The following is a 15,056-nucleotide window of genomic DNA, read 5'->3' as shown; positions in this document are numbered from 1 at the left end:
ACTCGATCTCGACCAGCCGCGTCGAGGAGCGGGTCACGGCATCCGAGGGCGTCGAAGCGATCCGAGGGGAGAGCCGGCTGACGCCAGGGGAGGGCCGGGCATACAATCGGGACAGGTTCTCCGTACCCTCGCCCCGGGGGAATCGCGCCGGCGGCCTGGACCGCCTCGAGCATCGCCATCGCCATCGCCATCGCCATCGCCGATCGCCGAGTCGTCCCGCGGCCCGGCGACGTGCTCGCCATCCTCGACCGCCTCCGGCCCTCGCCGGAGACGGCCGCGAGCGGGAGGCAATCGCCAGCGGCGGCCCGAGGTCGGGCTCCTCGGCGGCGGAGGCCGGGATGTTCCCGGCCGACCGAGGACGAGGGAACGAACCGGAGCGACGCCGAGGGAGGGCCTGAGCCATGTTGGGACACCCCGCCGATCGAGCACGGGCCGCCTTCCTCTCCCGCTTCGGCGCCGAGGCGACCTGCGTGGGGATCGCCCCCGGCCGCGTGGAGCTGCTGGGCAACCACACGGATTACAACAACGGCCTCGTGCTGGCGGCGGCGATCGACCGCCTGACCGCCGTCGCCGGGAGACCGGCGGGGGGGCGGGAGGCCTGGCTCTACTCCGAGCCGTTCGACGACCTGTACGGCTTCCCGATCGACGCCCCAGGCCCCGAGCCGACCGGCTCCTGGGGACGATACGTCCGGGGGGTCTGCCTGGCCATGGCCGATCGCCTCGGGCCGATCCGGTCCGGCTTCGAAGCGGCGGTCGCGGGGGACGTGCCCCTGGAGGCGGGGCTCTCCAGCTCGGCGAGCCTGGAGGCCGCCGTGGCCCTCTTCCTGCTGGGGGCCGGCCTGCTGGGCCAGGAACAGGAGGAGGCGGCGGTCGAGGTCGACGACCGGATGGCGCTGGCGCACACGCTCCGGAAGGCGGAAAACCAGTACGTCGGCGTCGCCTCCGGCCTGCTCGACCAGTTCTGCGCCCTGTTCGGCAAGACCGATCACGCGCTCATGCTTGATTGCGCCAGCTTCACCTTCGAGCGACTGCCGCTGGGGGAGCCGGCGCCGGCGATCGTCGTCTGCGACTCGAGGACCTCCAGGAAGCTGGCCGACGGGATGTACAACCGCCGCCGGGAGGAGTGTGACCGGATCGTCTCCTACTTTCGGGAGCATCCGCCGGCGTCGTCCCGCTCCGACCCGTATCGGCCTCCTCCTCCGGTGGAGTCGCTGCGGGACGTGACCCTCGAGGATCTGAACGCATACCGGGAGCGGCTCGACCCCGTCGGCTTCCGGAGAGCCCGGCACGTGCTGACGGAGAACGACCGCGTCCGACAGGGGGTCGAGGCGCTGCGCAGGGGGGACGTGGTCGAGCTGGGCCGGCTCATGTCGGCCTCTCATGCCTCGAGTCGGGACGACTTCGAGAATAGCTCGAAGGCGCTGGATGTCCTGATCGAATCGGCCGAGGCGGCCCCCGGCTTCCTCGGCGGCAAGCTGAGCGGGGCGGGCTGGGCCGGGTGCACGGTCAACCTCGTGCGGGCCGACCGCGCCGAGGAGTTCGCCGCCGCCGTGGTCCGAGACTACTCCCGAAGGACCGGCGCCGAGGCCCGGGCCTACGTCTGCCGGGCGGCCGACGGGGCCTCTTGCATCCGGGGGGCTGAGGCCCCGGGCGCCTCGTCGACCGTTCGTTCCTGCGGCCGAGATGGGAGTTGAAGCCTGAGAGCGTAAGAGCGATCAGCAGGGCGAAGAGAAGAACGAGGGCCGGACGGCTCGGTGTGAGCGGGCCCGGGATATGGTAAAGTGATGACCGATGTCCCCCTCGGCGCCGGCCGGGATCGCCCTCCAGGACGAGTCGGCCGGGGGATTTCACTCGGAGGCCCACGATGATGCTGGTGAAGATCGGGGGTATGTATCTGAATATGGCGATGGTCACGGAGATCCGGGACACGGGGGTCGACGTGGAGATCTTCTTCAACACCGCGAAGGCCACCACCCTTCGTGGCGGAGACGCCGAGACGTTCCGCCGCTGGCTCGATTCCATTGCCATCGAACCCGATCAGGCGGCCGGCCCCGCCTCTTGACCAACGGCCGACCCTCCTCCCTCCCTCTGAAGCAAGGAGCATCCCGCATGATCACGCGACGCCCCCGGCTGCGATGGCTCCTCGGCCTCGCCGCGGCGGCCCTGCTCATCCCGTCGGTGGCCGGGGCCGAGACGTGCCTCTCGCCCTATGTCCGGCGGCTCGATCGGATGGAGAAATACCTGTATGTGTTCTGTGTTGACGCCGACGCGCAGGACAATGATTTTGTCATCACCATTGACGTCGACCGTGCCAGCCCGACCTTCGGGACGATCATTCACACGCTCGACCTCGGCTCGAAGGGGAACGAAACCCACCACTGGGGGTTCACCGACGACCGCACGCGCATCTGGGCCGGCGGCTTGTTCTCCAGCCGGATCTGGATCATCGACGTGGCGACCGACCCGGCCGCCCCGAGGATCGAGAAGGTGCTCGACGACGTGCCTGAGCAGACGGGCCTCTCCGGGCCGCACACCTACTACGCGCTGCCGGGGCGGATGCTCCTGACCTTCCTCGGCGACGCCGACGGCGGCCTCCCCGCCGGCCTGGCCGAGTTCACCAACGACGGCCGCTTCATCCGCCGCATCGATCAGCCCGAGGACGCCCCCTACGGCTACGACGTCGCCGTCAAACCCGAGCTCAACCGCATGGTGTCCAGTTCGTTCACTCCCCTGCGCAACTACGGTCGCCCGTTCGCCGAGATGGACCTCGAGGACTTCGGCAACGAGCTGATCGTCTGGGATCTGAAGGATCGGAGGCCGATCCAGGTCATGGAGGCGGGCCTCGCCCCGCTGGAGGTCCGCTGGTCGCTCATTCCCGGAAAGAATTATGGGTTCACCAACTGTGCCCTCGACAATTCCCTCTACCTCTTCCAGGGCCGGGGCGACGGCACCTACGAGGCGAAGAAGGTGGCGGACACGGCGGCGCTGCCAGCCGATTTGAGGCAGAGCCCCGATGATCGCTTCCTCTACGTTTCCTGCTTCGGTGGGGACGAGATCCAGCAGTGGGACGTCTCCGACCCGGAGAAGCCGGTGCTCACCAGCACGGTCGTCCCATGCGTCCAGCCGAACATGATGCACGTCACCTTCGACGGCAAGCGCATGTATGTGACAAACTCGCTGCTCTCGACGCTCGACCGCTCGGAGAACTTCTGCGTCCGGCTGGTGCACATTGGCCCGGACGGCATGAAAGTCGACCCGTTCTTCGACATCGATCTGACCAGGTTCCCAACAGGGCCCGCTCGCGGTCATGATATGCTTGTGAACTGACTTGGTTCTCGCCAGCTCCGGGGATGGCGAGGGGGGTGGCCCGATTCGGTGCTCCTCCTCAACGTGGGCTCGGAGGAGCAATCGCACGACGGGCCGACCCGGCATCGGGTTGGCCCATCTCGCGATGCCGGCGGGTCGAGATGCGTTGTTCGCCTCTCGTCGAGCGACCCGGTCGATTGCTCGGTCGAGGCGAGGGGGTTGCTCGGGGGGGGAACCCTGGTGCTCGGTTGGTCCTCTCCGGGACGTCGTCGGGCTCGATGCCCGGCCGCTCCCCGACTGTCCGGGCAGTCGGACCTGACATCACCGAGGCCAACCTCCGATTCCGGAGGCCACCTCGAACTCGAACCGAAGCCGAGAAACGACCCGATCGCACAACGATCGATCTTCGCGGGAGCCCTGGGCGCTCGGGCGTTCCCGGGACGAGAGCGACCGCCGCTCGGGCTTGCCCGACGGATCGCGATGTTGAACAATGGTTGGCCCGGGCCCTGGCCGATCCGGTCGGGCTCGGGACGGGGGCGGCGGGGCCGGGGGGACCGGCCGCCGCGTCGCCGCCGTCGATGCCCCGGCGGAGTCGTCGGGTACGGGAGACCACTGGGACCATGACGCCGATCCGATCGCTCGCTCTCCTCGGCCTGGCCGTCCTGCTGGCGCCGGCCGTCGCCCTCGCCGTTTCCGCCTCGGCTGACGAGGCCAAGGTCACGGTCGAGGGGGTCCACCTCTGCTGCGGCGCCTGTGTCCGGGGTGTCGACGAGGCCGCCGCGAAGGTCGAGGCCGCCACGGTCACCGCCGACCGCGACGCCGGCGTTATCGTCATCGTCGCCCCGGAGGTGAAGGCCGCGCAGGCCGCCCTCGACGCCCTCACCGACGCCGGCTACCACGGCACCTCCGACTGCGACGACGTGAAGCCCAAGGACGACTCCGGGGCTCCCGAGGGCAAGGTCACGTCCCTCACCCTCACCGGCGCCCACAACTGCTGCCCCGGCTGCTCCCGGGCCATCACCGGCGCCCTCGACGAGGTTGACGGCATCGAGTCGATCACCGCCGAGGCCCGCACCGAGACGGTCACCCTCACCGGCGACTTCGACGCGAAGGCCGCCGTCTCGGCCCTCAACGAGGCCGGCTTCCACGTGAAGGTTAAGAAGGACTGAAGCCCAATCGCGCCGCGGACCCTCCGCTGGAGGGTTCGTTGTGCGGATCGATCCCGAGACGCCACGACGGGATCGGTCCGCACCGAGGCCCCGCCCGGGTCGAGGACGTCCGGGGGATTCCTTTCGGCCGCGACCGGACCTCGATCCGAGGCCGGCCCGGGGCGGTTGGTTGTCAGCCCTCGTCCCGGAGGGCGGCCATGAGCAGGTCGTTCGAGCGGTCCCAGCGGAACCCGGCGGCGATCTCCCGGCCGAGGGCGACCCGGCGGGCGCGCTCCTCAGGCCGGTCGAGCAGTTCTCGCAGGGTCGCGGCGATCGCCTCGTCCGACTCGGGGTCGAAGTACCAGCCGGCCTCGCCGGCGACCTCGGGCAAGGCGGTGGAGTCGGCCAGGGCGACCGGGCATCCCTGGGCCATCGCCTCGACGGCGGGGATGCCGAAGCTCTCGCAGGTCGAGGGGAAGACCAGCGCCGAGGCCTCGGCGAAGAGGGCCCGCAGCCTGGCCCCCTGGCGGTAGCCGGGCATGACCACGCTCGCCTTCGGGCCAAGCGCGGCGATCTCCCTCCGGATCGGCTCGGCGAGCGACTCGGAGCCCTCGCCGATCAACACCACGGCGAGTTCTCCCCCGGCCACTTCCGGGAGCGTGCCGGCGGCCCGGACAAGCCGGGGGAGGTTCTTCCTCGGCTGGAAGTTGGCCACCGAGAGCAGGTACGGCTGCCCGGGTCGGATCCCGATGTCGGCTCGGACGGCCGCACGCTCGTCCTGGGAGGCCGGTTCGAAGAAGAGGTCGTCGGCGCCGTTGGGCACGGTGGCGACCTTCCCCTTGCACTCGGGGAAGCGTTCGAGCAATTGTTCCGTGTTGAATCGGGAGACCGAGAGGATCCGGTCGGCCGTGCCGAAGGCGTGGCCCAGCAGCTCCCGGCGGCTGTTCGAGCCGTAGCGGAGATCCTGCAGGATGTCGTGGCTGGTCACGGCGCGACGGGCGCGCAGGGAGGGGACGTAGTATTCGGCCGGGCTGTAGATCCAGTCGAGCCGGCCGGTCCAGAGCTCCAGGGGGGGCCAGCCGACCACCCGCCAGAATCGGAGGGCGTTCTTCGTCGAGATGGGCAGTTCCCGGCGACGAGGAGGGGAGGGCCGGTCCTCCAGCGTCTCCCAGAACGCGAGGCCGTCGGGCTCGGCGATCCTCCCGGAGACGACGGTGAGCCGGACCTCCGGTCGGGCGATCAGCCGATCGAGCTGCGCCAGGGCGTGCCGAGTGACGCCGGTGGCCCCCCGGCAGTTGTTCAGGTCGAAGACCCAGGCCATCGCCATCGCCGCATCGACCGCCATCGCCACCCCCCGACCCTCGCAGGCTCCCTCCCGAGGGTCGAGATCGTAGGGCAACCCGGGCCGGCCCGTCAATTGATCCCCGGCCTCCCCCCGATCCGCTTGATCCCCGGCCTCCCCCCGATCCGCTCCCGCCCTGCCGGCGCCACCTCCCCTCTCCCCTCGACGGCCCGACGATCGGAGCGGCGGCCTGGCTTGACCTCTTCCCCGGCCGCTCTCGATAATCCGGGCCGATCGGGGAGGAAGGGAGTCAGGCGAGCGGCTCGACCCCCGGCGGCCGGCACGAGGATCATCACGCATGAGCCAGTCCGAGCCCGGGCCTGTCGGCCCCGAGATCGATCCCCGCGTCATCCTGGCGGCCGAGCGGACCCTGCTGGCCTGGATGCGCACCGGGATGGCCCTGATGGGCTTCGGCTTCGTCGTCGCCCGGTTCGGCTGGTTCCTCCGCGAGATGGCGGCCGTCGGGAACCACCCTCCCGAGCCCGGCTCGGGGGCCTCGCTCTGGATCGGCACGGGGCTGGTCGGGATGGGAGTCTGGGTGCTCGTCGGCTCGACGATCCGATACCGGTGCTATCTCGGCTCGCTCTCCCGGGGGGATCGGGCTCTGCCCGGCGCCGGGATGGGGACGGCCGTCGCCCTGGTCCTCGCGCTGCTCGGCGTGGCGATGGCGGCCTACCTGATCGTCGTGGGAACCGGTCGCTGATTCGCTGAGGCGACCCAATCGCCCTCGGCCCACGATCGTCCTGGACGGGCTGGGCTTGTCGAGCCGAGCCGATTGGGGAATGATGCCGGGAATCAGGAAGCCGGCGTCCCGATCGGGAGCCGCCGGGGATCCCTCTCGGCAAGGAGGCGAGCGGCCGATGCGCTATCCCTTTGGATTCACCCTGGCCCAGGCCAAGCACCGCAACCGCATGGAACGGGCCGGCCTCCGTCGCTACCCGACGGTCTTGATGCTCGAGCCGCTCTATACCTGCAACCTCGCCTGCATCGGCTGCTCGACCGAGCGCTACACCGGCAAGCTGAAGGACCGCATGAGCGTCGAGCGCTGCCTGAAGGCCGTCGACGACTGCGGCGCTCCGATCGTCAACATCTGCGGCGGCGAGCCGACGCTCTACCCCGAGCTGAAGGAGCTGATCGACGCCCTCATCGCTCGAAACAAATATATCATCATCTGCACCAACGCCCTCCGTCTGCACGACAAGTTCTACGGCGTCATCCCCCCCAGCGACCACCTCTTCCTGATGGTCCACCTCGACGGCATGCGCGAGACGCACGACGCGATCACCCGGCGCGCCGGGGTCTTCGACGCCGCCATCGATGCCATCCGCCAGGGCCACGATCTTGGCTACACCATCTACCTGAACACCACGGTCTACAAGCAAACGGACGTGGCCGAGGTCGAGCAGCTTTGCCAGCTCGTCGACGAGCTGAAGGCCAAGGGGATCCTCATCTCCCCCGGCTACGAATACGAGAGCGTGGAGGCCGACGTCTTCCTGACCAAGGAGCAGATCCACGAGAAGTTCCGCGCCATCCGGGACTTCTCCCGCAAGTACAAGATCTGCGCCACCCCCACCTTCCTCGAGTTCGCCGCCGGCCTGAAGGAACTGCCCTGCGCCCCCTGGTCGACCGTGAACTACACCCCCAAGGGCTGGAAGGCCCCCTGCTACCTCATCGAGGGCGAGGGCTACATCGACGACTGGCGGGAGTTCTGGGAGACGACCGACTGGGCCTACTGGGAGAGCCGCCAGGACCGCCGCTGCCAGAACTGCAAGATGCACTCCGGCTTCGAGCACAGCGCCGTCACCGAGGCGATGAAGACATTCAAGGGGACCGTCCAACTCGCCGCCTGGTCGCTGCGAGGCTGATGGACCCAGACCGGCAGGGGGGATGCCGATGATCCAGGGCCTGCGGACCGTCATCTACCCGGCGCCCGACCTGGGGGCGGGGAAGGACTGGTATTGCCGGGTGCTCGACATCGACCCATACTTCGATGAACCCTTCTACGTCGGCTTCAACGTCGGCGGCTTCGAGCTGGGCCTCGTGCCCGACGGCTCCCCCGGGGCCTCGGGCGCCGTGGCCTACTGGGGCGTGCCCGACGCCGCCTTGGCCCTCGCCCGGCTCCTGGAGCTAGGCGCGACCGCCCGAGAGGCCGTGACCGACGTCGGCGGCGGCATCAAGGTTGCCTCGGTGCTCGACCCGTTCGGGAACGTCTTCGGGATCATCGAGAACCCCCACTTCGACCCGAACGCCGTGCGCTGAGGTCGAACCGCCAATGGACCTGATCCTCCGAGAGGAACGCCCCGACGATCGCGACGCCATCCGCCTCGTCAACGAGCGGGCGTTCGACCGCCCCGACGAGGCCAACCTCGTCGACGCCCTCCGCTCCGAGGCCCGGCCGTTCGTTTCGATCGTGGCGGAGCAGGGGGGGGTGATCGTCGGCCATCTCGTCTTCAGCCCGGTCACGATCGCCGGCCAACCGGCCGAGGGATCGCCTCGGCTCCTGGGTCTGGCCCCGATGGCCGTTCTCCCCGATCACCAGCGCCGAGGGGTCGGCTCCGCCCTCGTTCGTCTCGGCTTCGACACCTGCCGGGCGCTCGGCGCTGTCGCGGTCGTCGTCCTCGGGCACCCGGAGTATTACCCCCGCTTCGGCTTTCGCCCCGCTTCCTCGTTCGGCCTGCGAAGCGAGTACGACGTGCCCGACGACGTCTTCCTCGCCCTGGAACTGCGTCCCGGCTCCCTCTCGGGCCGCTCCGGGTCGATCCGCTACCACGAGGCGTTCGCCTCGTTCTGACCGGCCTCAGCCGGCCCCGCCACCGCGCAGCCCGGCCGATCGCAGCAGGTCGTCGACCCACTCCGCGTCGGCCCGCGTCAGCGGAGGCACCGGCTCGCGGGAGGAGTCAATCCGTCGGGCATAGGCACCGGCGTCGTCGCAGCGATCGAGCAACGGCTGCACGTCGAGCACGAGATCCGGATCATCGTCCAGCAGCGGTACCGCGATCCGAGGCAGCCGGTCCCGGATCGTCCGGGCCCAGACCTCCGACCGCCAGCGGGGGCCTCCTCCTCGGTTCAGGCAGACGAGATCGTCGTAGGATCCCCGCCGGGTCAACTGGTATCGCGAAACGGCGACCGTATGCTCCCCTCCCCGGAGCAGGTCGATCTCGATCAGGTGGGCGGGACTTCCGAGGACTTCTCGCTGCGTGTTGTGGTAGGAGAGATGGCCCGTCGAGCCGCTGACCTTGTTCGAGGGGCTGAGCAGCTCAATCACCGCAACCACCCGTTCCGGCTCTCGCACGGGAAGGATCTCGACGAACCCCTCACGGATCTCCTCGGCCGGCCAGTCCACCAGCCAGGGCGGGTCAAGCACGGCCACCGCCGCCGAGGCGGGGTTGCCCCGGGGAGGCCCTCCCAGGGATGATCGTTCGAAGACGGAGGCGTCGGGGATGATCGACCGGTTCGGGTCGTCGATGTCGAGCCGTTCGTTCAGGTTGGCAACGTAGCGGTCGGGAAGTTGTTCGTTGAGCGTCGACCACAAGAAGGTCATGAACCCCTGGTGGAGTCCCGGCCAGAGGTCGGCATCCTCCAGATCCGGGTCCATCCCCGGGAACCGGCCGGGCATGGCGTGGCCTCCTCTCGGGCAATCGGCGACGATCGATCGGGGACCTCGACCCTACCATTCTCCTCGGGATCGGTAACGCCATGTGCGGCATCTGCGGGGCGGCCTGGACCGACGCCGGAGCGGGCCTGACGGACGGGCAGCTTGACGCGATGATCGCCCGGCTGGAGCACCGGGGGCCCGACGACCTCGGCTCGTACCGAGACGCCCACGCCTCCCTCGGCTTCCGGCGCCTCTCGATCCTCGACCTCCCCGGCGGCCACCAGCCGATGAGCAACGAGGACGGCTCCGTCTGGGTCGCCTTCAACGGGGAGATCTACAACTTCCCCTCGCTCCGCAACCGCCTGGAGGCCCGGGGGCACTCACTCCGATCGGCCGGCGACACCGAGGTCATCAGCCATCTCTACGAGGACGAGGGCCCCGGCTTCGCCCGCCTCCTGCGCGGGATGTTCGCCATCGCCGTCTGGGACGCCCCGCGCCGCCGGCTCGTCCTGGCCCGAGACCGCCTCGGCCAGAAGCCGCTGGTCTACCGCCTCGAGGCCGACCGACTCCTCTTCGCCAGCGAGCTGAAAGCGCTGCTCGCCCTGCCCGGATCCGAGCTGCCCCGAGAGCTCGACCCGCTGGCGCTCGACCGCTACCTCACCTTCGGTTACGTCCCCCATCCCCGAACCATCCTCCGGGGGGTGTACAAGCTGCCGCCGGCCCATTACGCCGTCTGGCACGACGGCCGACTGGAGCTGCACCGCTACTGGGAGCCCGACTGGGAGCTCGAGGAACGCCGCCCCGCCCTCGAGGACGAGGATCGCCTCCGCGCCACGCTCGAGGCCGCCGTCCGAGAGCAGATGGCCGCCGACGTTCCCCTCGGCGCCTTCCTCTCCGGCGGGATCGACTCGACGATCATCGTCGGATTGATGCAGAAACACGCGGGCCATCGCGTGAAGACGTTCTCGATCGGCTTTGACGACCCCGCCTTCGACGAGAGCGGCTACGCCCGCATGGCCGCCGAGCACCTGGGGACCGAGCACCACGCCTTCGTCGTCCGCCCCGAGGCCTGGGAGACGCTCCCCGGCCTCGCCCGGCACTTCGACGAACCCTTCGCTGACAGCTCCGCGCTGCCCACCTGGCACGTCTCCCGGCTGACTCGCGAACACGTCACCGTCGCCCTGACCGGCGACGCCGGCGATGAGCTGTTCGGCGGCTACGACCGCTACCGAGCCGTCGCCTTGGCCGAATTCGTGGCGAAGCTCCCCGGCGGGGTCGGCCGCTGGCTCGGCGGCCCGGTCGCGAGGGCCGTGCCCGCGTCGAGCCGGGCCAAAACCCGCCTCCGATCGGCGAAACGCTGGCTCGAGGCCCTCGGCCTGCCGCCGGCCGACCGCTACCTCCGCTGGATGACCAGCTTCGACGAGGCCACCCGCGCCGGCCTCTATGCCGACGACTTCCTCGACACCCTCTCCCGAGCCGCCGAGGCCGACCCCGACGACGCCGACCCGGCGGATGTGCTCCGCCGAGCCCTCGGCGTCGCTCCCGGACGCGATCCGGTCACTCAGGCGATGATCGCCGATCTGATCACCTATTTGCCCGGCGACCTGCTCGTCAAGGTCGACATCGCCAGCATGGCCCACGGCCTGGAGTGCCGCGGGCCGTTCCTCGACCACCGGGTCGTCGAGCTGGCGCTGGCGATGCCCGTCGGCCGCAAGCTCCGGCTCCGCCGGGGGCGGTCGAAGGTGATCCTCAAGCGGGCCTTCGCCGAGCTGCTGCCGCCCGCCATCCGGACCCGCCCGAAGATGGGCTTCGGCGTGCCCATCGACCGCTGGTTCCGGGGAGAGCTCAAGGACGAGCTGCGCGACGTGCTGCTCGACCCCTCCTGCCTCGGCCGCGGCCTGTTCCGCCCCGAGGCGGTCGAGGAGATGATCGCCGAGCATGGGGAGGGCCGCCGGGACCACGCCTACCGGCTCTGGGCCCTGCTCATGCTGGAGCTCTGGTTCCGCCACCACATCGATGCCGCCCCCTCCCCGACCGAAGCGGGCCTGGCGGCCGGGCGGCCGATCTCGTAGGCTGTCCGCCCGATCGACCGCACGGAGGCTTCCCCATGCACGCCGCCCCGACCGACCCCCGAGCCGCCATTCCCATCCCCATCCCCTGGGGAGACGGCCCGCCGATGGCCCTGTCGCCTCCTTCCAGGTGGCCCGAGCCCGAGGTGATCCTCCCCGACCTCTCCGGGCCGATCGCCGACTATCCCTCGGCCCTCCGAGCCGCACTGGACGCCCCCGAGGGGCCGCTCGGGAGGCTCGAAACCCTGGTCGGTCCCGGGACGTCGGTGGCGATCGTCGTGGACGACCCCTCGCGCTGGACTCCCGTGCGCGAGGCCCTGCCGATTGTGCTCGACCGCCTGCGCTCGGCGGGCGTTTCAGAGGATCGGATCAGCATAAGCGTTGGGGTCGGCCGGCACCATGCGGTCGACGACGAGGCGATGCGCCGCCGAGTGGGGGACGCCATCGCCTCGTCCTTCCGCTGCTTCAGTCCGCCGGTGGACGACCGGTCGCAGTACGAGGACCTTGGCGAGACGGCCGACGGCATCCCGGTGCTCGTCTTTCGGCCGGTCGCGCAGGCGGACCTGCGTATCTTGATCGGCTCCGTGTTGCCGCATCTCCAGGCCGGATTCGGCGGCGGGTACAAGTTGATTTTCCCCGGCACAAGCCACCGATCGACGCTCGGGGCGATTCATCGCGTCGGCCTCGGCGGCGACACGGGAGGCTTGCTTGGCTCGACGGCCGACGCCAACCCGATGCGCCGAGCCATCCGGGAGGCGGCGGCGAAACTCGGTCCCTGCGCCTCGATCAGCCACGTTCTCGGTCCCCCCGGGTTGGTCTTCCGGGTCGCGACCGGCCACCCCGACGCGGTCCAGGACGTGCTCTCCGCCGAGGTCGCCCGTCGTTACCGAGCCCCGGTCTCGGCCCCGGCCGATGTCGTCGTCGCCGGCAATGCCCCCTGGCCGGGGGACCCGATGCAGAGCTTCAAGGTCCTGCTCAACCACCGCGCCGGCTGCCGGCCGGGCGGGATCCTCGTCGGCCTCTTCTGGACCGATCCGGGAGAGATCGACCGCTCCTTCCCCTTGCCCGCCCTGCGGGCGATCGCCGCTGGCGGAGCGGTCGGCGGAGCGATCATGAGGAGAGGGCTGGCGGCGGCCGACCGGATGGCTCGGGCCTCGGGCAGCGCCGCCTCGTTCATGGTCCGCTGGGCTCGGGAACTGGTCGTCGACCGCGACGTGCTCGTCTTCGCCCCTCCCCTGCGCGATCGGATCGGCCCTCGCCTCGGCCCCATTCGCCTGTTCTCGGACGAGGAGGACCTCTGGCGGGTCGCCTCCCTCCTGCTCGATGCCCAGGGGGTGTCGGCTCCGATCGTCCGGGTCTTCCCGAGCGGAGGGCTGACCTACTGTCCCTCGCCGGGGGTCGCCGGCCCTTGAGCCGCCGGGGAGCTCAGGGGTCCATCGTCAGCACGACCTTGCCGAACCCCTGGTTCGACTCCACGTGCCGGGCGGCCTCGACGACCTGATCGATCGGGAAGGCCCGGTCGACGATCGGCCGGACGAGCCCCCGGGCCAGCCAGGGGACGACCCGGTCGGCGAAGCGACGGGTCACGGCGATCTTCTGTTCGATCGGCCGGGCTCGGAGCGTCGTGCCCACGATCCTCGCCCGTTTCGCCAGCAGGGCGGCCAGGTCCAGTTCGGCCTTCCGCCCTCCGAGCAGCCCGACCACGACGATCCGGCCTCGGGTCGCCAACGCCGCGAGGTCGTTCGCCAGGTAGGGCCCTCCCACGTGGTCGATGATCGCCGGCACACCGAGGCCGTCGGTCCGCTCCCGGACCACCGCGACGAAGTCCTCCGCCGAGGTGTCGATCCCCACGTCGAGGCCGTACTCCTTCAAGCGTTCGAGCTTCTCCGCCGTCCGGGCCGTGCCGAAGGTTGGGCAGCCCATCGCCTTCGCGATCTGGACTGCCGCCGAGCCGACCCCGCCGCCGACGGCGTGGATCAGGACCGCCTCCCCCGATCGGAGCTCGGCCTGGTGGTCGATCGCGTCGAAGGCAGTCAGGAACGCCTCCGGCACGGCCGAGGCGGCGGCCCAGTCGAGGTTCTCGGGGATCGGCACCGCCATGCGCTCCGGCAGGGCGACGTATTCCGCCAGCCCCCCGCCGCCGACGATGCCGAAGACGCGGTCCCCCGGCCGGAGCGGCCCGATCGCGTCGGGCCCCTTCTCCTCCACCTCGCCGGCGAACTCCAGGCCCGGGATGTCGGCCGGATCCCCCGGCGGGGCCGGGTACATCCCTCGAGACTGGAGCGTGTCGGCCCGGTTCAGGCCGGCGGCCCGGACTCGGACCAGGATCCGGTCCCCCCTCGCCTCGGGACGGGGGACGTCCCGAACCTCCAGCGCCTCCGGTCCCCCGATCCGGGCGATGACGACGGCTCGCATGGAATCGTGCCTCACATCAGAGCTTCAAGTAGATCTCGTTCTTCTCCAGATGGCGGACCAGCGCGTAGGTGATCGCGAACGCGAGGCCGAACCCCGCCGCCGCGTACCAGCCGGGGGCGTCCCTCGGAACGTACGGCTTGACCGCCCCGAAGACGAGCGGATGGATGACATACGCCGCCAGCGCATTGCGCCCGAACGTGCGGAACATCCCCACCCGCAGGGAGCCCAGATCACAGAGCACCACGAAGAGAGCGAACACCAGGGCGGAGAAGCCGGCGGCGAACGTCAGGTAGCTGACGCTCCCGGAGCGCTGGCTCATCGTCCACAGGTTCGGCTCGATCTCCGGCGGGAAGAACGGCGGCGCCGCCCAGGCCAGGCGAGGAGCGCCGTCGGTTCCCTCGGCCCCTCCCAGGCAAGAGAGCCCATAGCCGACCGCCATCAGCACGGCCGCCCCGAGCAACAGCGGACGCAACGCGCCTCGAGGGCCTCGGGACGCCATGAGATCATACGCGATCGAGCCGGCGATCATCGGTGCCGTCCAGCTCAAAAAGCCGAGCTGGCCGCCGTCGATCACCGGCCGGGACATGGCCCAGTCGAAGAAGAACCGGTCGGAAAGCCACAGGTGCAGCGCCGCCGACCCGGCCGCGAACGCCAGCCGGGCAGCCGTGCCCGAGGCGATCACGGGCATGATCCAAAGCGAGGTCAGGGCGATGTGCGTCAGCGTCTGGAACCAGTCGCGCTGAAAGGCCGTCGCCAGGAAGCCGGAGAGGCCCAGCTCCCGCAACTCGGCCCAGGTCTTCGCCTCGCCGTCGAGGTTGTAGACGACGAACGCCAGGAGCATCAGCCCCAGGCAGCGGGCCACCACATGCCCGTAGGCCCTTCGCCCCCCCTCCCGGGCCAGCCGCTTCAGCAGGGTCAGCCGGTAGGCGTACCCCACGGCGAAGAAGAATTGAGGCATGATTGTGTCGGCATAGCTGCAATAGGTGTTGTGGTGCTTCAGCACGGGGAGATCGCGGGCGATCCAGGCGTACCCCCCCAGGAAGTTCACCACGAGCATGCCGGCCACGGTGTAGCCGCGGAACTGGTCGAGCGAGGCGATCCGCCCCGAGGCCGGCCTGGGGCCGATTTGTACCTGCGCCGTCGCCATTGAAGGTCCTCTCACCCGAGCCGGATCGAGGCCG

General features: G+C 70.2%; 14 protein-coding genes. 10 read left to right on the top strand and 4 right to left on the bottom strand.

The features are described from left to right. Positions 1-401: 401 nt before the first annotated feature. The 4 genes from galK to TsocGM_RS25760 all read left to right on the top strand — a co-directional run bounded on the left by galK (position 402) and on the right by TsocGM_RS25760 (position 4,475). Positions 402-1,694 carry a galactokinase gene (gene galK / locus TsocGM_RS03810; RefSeq protein ID WP_126723991.1) on the top strand — a complete coding sequence of 431 codons (1,293 nt, stop codon included), beginning with the start codon at positions 402-404 and terminating at the stop codon, positions 1,692-1,694. A 170-nt stretch (positions 1,695-1,864) separates the two neighbouring features. Then, positions 1,865-2,062 carry a hypothetical protein gene (locus TsocGM_RS03805; RefSeq protein WP_126723990.1) on the top strand — a complete coding sequence of 66 codons (198 nt, stop codon included), beginning with the start codon at positions 1,865-1,867 and terminating at the stop codon, positions 2,060-2,062. A gap of 47 nt (positions 2,063-2,109) precedes the next feature. Next, entirely contained in the window at positions 2,110-3,327 is a 1,218-nt protein-coding gene (locus TsocGM_RS03800) for a selenium-binding protein SBP56-related protein (protein WP_126723989.1), read from the top strand. A 599-nt stretch (positions 3,328-3,926) separates the two neighbouring features. After that, the gene (locus TsocGM_RS25760) at positions 3,927-4,475 is read left to right on the top strand and encodes a heavy-metal-associated domain-containing protein (RefSeq protein WP_158633366.1); all 549 of its coding nucleotides are present in this window, start codon (positions 3,927-3,929) and stop codon (positions 4,473-4,475) included. A 172-nt stretch (positions 4,476-4,647) separates the two neighbouring features. Here TsocGM_RS25760 and TsocGM_RS03790 read toward each other — a convergent pair whose 3' ends face one another. Next, positions 4,648-5,799 carry a glycosyltransferase family 4 protein gene (locus TsocGM_RS03790; RefSeq protein ID WP_126724086.1) on the bottom strand — a complete coding sequence of 384 codons (1,152 nt, stop codon included), beginning with the start codon at positions 5,797-5,799 and terminating at the stop codon, positions 4,648-4,650. A 295-nt stretch (positions 5,800-6,094) separates the two neighbouring features. Here TsocGM_RS03790 and TsocGM_RS03785 point away from each other — a divergent pair, with 295 nt between their 5' ends. The 4 genes from TsocGM_RS03785 to TsocGM_RS03770 all read left to right on the top strand — a co-directional run bounded on the left by TsocGM_RS03785 (position 6,095) and on the right by TsocGM_RS03770 (position 8,587). Beyond that, entirely contained in the window at positions 6,095-6,499 is a 405-nt protein-coding gene (locus TsocGM_RS03785; RefSeq protein WP_126723987.1) for a YidH family protein, read from the top strand. A gap of 157 nt (positions 6,500-6,656) precedes the next feature. Beyond that, positions 6,657-7,661, top strand: coding sequence for an adenosyl-hopene transferase HpnH (gene hpnH, locus TsocGM_RS03780; RefSeq protein ID WP_126723986.1), 1,005 nt, complete (start codon positions 6,657-6,659; stop codon positions 7,659-7,661). A gap of 28 nt (positions 7,662-7,689) precedes the next feature. Further along, on the top strand, positions 7,690-8,055 hold the full coding sequence (locus tag TsocGM_RS03775) for a VOC family protein (RefSeq protein ID WP_126723985.1): 366 nt from the start codon (positions 7,690-7,692) through the stop codon (positions 8,053-8,055). A gap of 13 nt (positions 8,056-8,068) precedes the next feature. After that, entirely contained in the window at positions 8,069-8,587 is a 519-nt protein-coding gene (locus tag TsocGM_RS03770) for a GNAT family N-acetyltransferase (RefSeq protein ID WP_126723984.1), read from the top strand. A 6-nt stretch (positions 8,588-8,593) separates the two neighbouring features. Here TsocGM_RS03770 and TsocGM_RS03765 read toward each other — a convergent pair whose 3' ends face one another. Next, a complete protein-coding gene (locus TsocGM_RS03765) occupies positions 8,594-9,412 on the bottom strand; it encodes a DUF4058 family protein (protein WP_126723983.1) in 819 nt (272 codons plus the stop codon). 80 nt (positions 9,413-9,492) lie between these two features. On the opposite strand from TsocGM_RS03765, the gene asnB reads away from it, so the two are divergent. Together asnB and TsocGM_RS03755 are read left to right on the top strand one after the other, a co-directional pair. Further along, complete coding sequence (gene asnB, locus TsocGM_RS03760) at positions 9,493-11,463, top strand: asparagine synthase (glutamine-hydrolyzing) (protein WP_126723982.1); 1,971 nt, start codon at positions 9,493-9,495, stop codon at positions 11,461-11,463. Positions 11,464-11,498: 35 nt separating this feature from the next. Beyond that, positions 11,499-12,872, top strand: a complete 1,374-nt coding sequence (locus tag TsocGM_RS03755; protein WP_126723981.1) for a lactate racemase domain-containing protein — start codon at positions 11,499-11,501, stop codon at positions 12,870-12,872. A gap of 13 nt (positions 12,873-12,885) precedes the next feature. Here the strand turns inward: TsocGM_RS03755 and TsocGM_RS03750 are convergent, their stop codons facing one another. Both TsocGM_RS03750 and TsocGM_RS03745 read right to left on the bottom strand, forming a co-directional pair. Then, a complete protein-coding gene (locus tag TsocGM_RS03750; RefSeq protein WP_126723980.1) occupies positions 12,886-13,875 on the bottom strand; it encodes an NAD(P)H-quinone oxidoreductase in 990 nt (329 codons plus the stop codon). A gap of 16 nt (positions 13,876-13,891) precedes the next feature. Further along, entirely contained in the window at positions 13,892-15,022 is a 1,131-nt protein-coding gene (locus tag TsocGM_RS03745) for a hypothetical protein (RefSeq protein ID WP_126723979.1), read from the bottom strand. Positions 15,023-15,056 lie beyond the last annotated feature (34 nt).

This window comes from Tautonia sociabilis (assembly GCF_003977685.1).
GTDB lineage: Bacteria > Planctomycetota > Planctomycetia > Isosphaerales > Isosphaeraceae > Tautonia > Tautonia sociabilis.
Note: the sequence above shows the minus strand (reverse complement) of the source record. Positions and strands in the feature narration are given on the sequence as shown.

Excerpts from the sequence above, each read along its gene's own strand:
- TsocGM_RS03805 (WP_126723990.1), top strand. The coding sequence starts at position 1,865 with ATGATGCTGGTGAAGATCGGGGGTATGTATCTGAATATGGCGATGGTC.
- TsocGM_RS03790 (WP_126724086.1), bottom strand. The coding sequence starts at position 5,799 with ATGGCGGTCGATGCGGCGATGGCGATGGCCTGGGTCTTCGACCTGAAC.
- TsocGM_RS03800 (WP_126723989.1), top strand. The coding sequence starts at position 2,110 with ATGATCACGCGACGCCCCCGGCTGCGATGGCTCCTCGGCCTCGCCGCG.
- asnB (WP_126723982.1), top strand. The coding sequence starts at position 9,493 with ATGTGCGGCATCTGCGGGGCGGCCTGGACCGACGCCGGAGCGGGCCTG.
- TsocGM_RS03785 (WP_126723987.1), top strand. The coding sequence starts at position 6,095 with ATGAGCCAGTCCGAGCCCGGGCCTGTCGGCCCCGAGATCGATCCCCGC.
- TsocGM_RS03750 (WP_126723980.1), bottom strand. The coding sequence starts at position 13,875 with ATGCGAGCCGTCGTCATCGCCCGGATCGGGGGACCGGAGGCGCTGGAG.
- TsocGM_RS03765 (WP_126723983.1), bottom strand. The coding sequence starts at position 9,412 with ATGCCCGGCCGGTTCCCGGGGATGGACCCGGATCTGGAGGATGCCGAC.
- hpnH (WP_126723986.1), top strand. The coding sequence starts at position 6,657 with ATGCGCTATCCCTTTGGATTCACCCTGGCCCAGGCCAAGCACCGCAAC.
- TsocGM_RS03755 (WP_126723981.1), top strand. The coding sequence starts at position 11,499 with ATGCACGCCGCCCCGACCGACCCCCGAGCCGCCATTCCCATCCCCATC.
- TsocGM_RS03745 (WP_126723979.1), bottom strand. The coding sequence starts at position 15,022 with ATGGCGACGGCGCAGGTACAAATCGGCCCCAGGCCGGCCTCGGGGCGG.
- galK (WP_126723991.1), top strand. The coding sequence starts at position 402 with ATGTTGGGACACCCCGCCGATCGAGCACGGGCCGCCTTCCTCTCCCGC.
- TsocGM_RS03770 (WP_126723984.1), top strand. The coding sequence starts at position 8,069 with ATGGACCTGATCCTCCGAGAGGAACGCCCCGACGATCGCGACGCCATC.
- TsocGM_RS03775 (WP_126723985.1), top strand. The coding sequence starts at position 7,690 with ATGATCCAGGGCCTGCGGACCGTCATCTACCCGGCGCCCGACCTGGGG.
- TsocGM_RS25760 (WP_158633366.1), top strand. The coding sequence starts at position 3,927 with ATGACGCCGATCCGATCGCTCGCTCTCCTCGGCCTGGCCGTCCTGCTG.